The 1,975-nt window shown below is 47.7% G+C and carries 2 protein-coding genes and 1 riboswitch; both genes read left to right on the plus strand.

The window, feature by feature from the left end; all coding sequences use genetic code 11:
* Positions 1-1,088: phosphoketolase family protein (locus ACKTSG_RS14160; protein ID WP_491062200.1), on the plus strand; the 1,088-nt coding region annotated here is incomplete at its 5' end.
* A gap of 69 nt (positions 1,089-1,157) precedes the next feature.
* Positions 1,158-1,257: riboswitch (TPP riboswitch) on the plus strand.
* Between the two features lie 37 nt (positions 1,258-1,294).
* Positions 1,295-1,963, plus strand: a complete 669-nt coding sequence (gene thiT, locus ACKTSG_RS14165) for an energy-coupled thiamine transporter ThiT (RefSeq protein ID WP_407895665.1) — start codon at positions 1,295-1,297, stop codon at positions 1,961-1,963.
* The last annotated feature ends 12 nt before the right edge of the window (positions 1,964-1,975 follow it).

The raw sequence follows: 1,975 nt of genomic DNA on the forward strand, positions 1-1,975 counted from the left end.
GTTTGTTTGAAGCGACCAACCGGCAATGGTTAGAACCGATCGATCAAAAGAATTGCGACGAAGATATGGCCCCAAGCGGTCGCATCATCGACTCACAATTATCTGAACACCAAGCAGAAGGGTTTGCGGAAGGTTATACTTTGACCGGGCGGCATGCGTTGTTCACCTCTTATGAAGCTTTCTTACGCGTGGTGGATTCCATGTTGACGCAACACTTTAAGTGGATGCGCGAAGCCGCCAAAGAAGACTGGCACAAGCCATATCCTTCCTTGAACGTGGTATCAACTTCCACCAGTTTCCAACAAGACCATAACGGCTACACTCACCAAGATCCTGGTATTTTGACCCATTTGGCCGAAAAGAAAGGCGAATTCATTCGTGAATACCTGCCTGCTGACGCAAACTCCTTGTTGGCCATTTCACCAAAAGTCTTCACCAGCCAAAACACCATCAATTTGTTGATCACTTCCAAACAGCCACGGCCACAGTTCTACTCCATTGAAGAAGCCAAAGTTCTGGCTGAAAATGGCTTGAAGCGCATCGATTGGGCTTCTAATGATGACGGCGTGGAACCTGATGTTGTCATTGCCGCAGCCGGCACGGAACCCAACATGGAAAGTTTAGCGGCGATCAACTTGTTGCACGACAACTTCCCAGATCTGAAGTTCCGCTTCATCAACGTGGTGGACTTGTTGAAACTCAAGTCGCCTGACCGCGATCCGCGCGGGTTGTCGGATGACGTTTTTGATGAATACTTCACCAAAGACAAGCCTGTGTTCTTCCAATTCCACGGCTTTGAAGATCTGATCCGCGACATTTTCTTTGATCGTCATAACCACAACTTGCATGTGCACGGCTACCGTGAAGAAGGGGCGATCACCACGCCATTTGATATGCGCGTGTTGAACGAACTGGATCGCTTCCACTTGGCCAAAGACATCATCGAGCACGTCCCAGGTTACGCGGAAAAGTCTGCGGCCTTTGTGCAAAAGATGGATGACACGCTGCAATACCATCATGACTATATTCGCGATACTGGCGAAGATATTCAAGAGGTATTGGATTGGACTTGGCAAGAGATTAAATAACCAATATTCAATGCAGATGCGCCGACCTTAATGGCACATTTGCATGAAATGAGTCGAATACAGTTGAATAGACATCACAAGGGGAGCCGAGTTGGCTGAGAGTGGCGATGAACCAGACCCTTCGAACCTGTTCGTTAGTACGAGCGTAGGAATGTGATTCGAAACCCTTCTTTGATGTCTGTTGAAATCATATGGAGGGTTTTATTATGTTTAGTAAAGAACATGAGCATCTGCGTGTTTTGTTGGAAATTGCCTTAATCGCAGCGTTTGCAATGGCTTTGGAATATCTTCCACATAAAACTGGGATATCATCAGTAGAAATGAGCTATGGTTTGATTCCAATTGCAGTGATCGCACTTCGCCGCGGACTTTGGCCAGCAGTGGCAGCTGGCTTTACCTGGGGTGTTCTGGATGTCTTCTTGATTGGGCTAGGTGAAGGCAGCGTCTTAAATGTTTGGCAGGGACTTCTAGAATATCCAGTTGCATTTTCGGTCGTGGGGTTGATGGGACTTTGCTATAAGCCATTTCAAAAGGCTTTGCGCGCTGGCAATCGAGGACTGACCATCACGTGGGTTTGGCTGGCAGTACTATTAGGAACCTTTGCGAAGTATCTTTGTCACTTCTACGCCGGTTGGGTATTTTGGGGTGCATATGCCCCCAAAGGGATGCCAGCGTGGTTATATTCACTTTGGATCAATGGTATGTCTGGACTGATTGGTGGCGTTCTTGCTTGTGTGGTTGTCACTGTGTTGGCGGTTAGTGAAGGCGGCGAAGCGAATTGCCCAACTCGGCGATCTTTTTTACCCCATTCGGTGCTAAAATTGACACCACTCGGCGAAAGAATTGACCAAGAATTTCAAAAGTGGCATCGCTGAGCGTTTTCAGCG

Source organism: Lacticaseibacillus salsurae, assembly GCF_045862175.1.
Lineage (GTDB): Bacteria > Bacillota > Bacilli > Lactobacillales > Lactobacillaceae > Lacticaseibacillus > Lacticaseibacillus salsurae.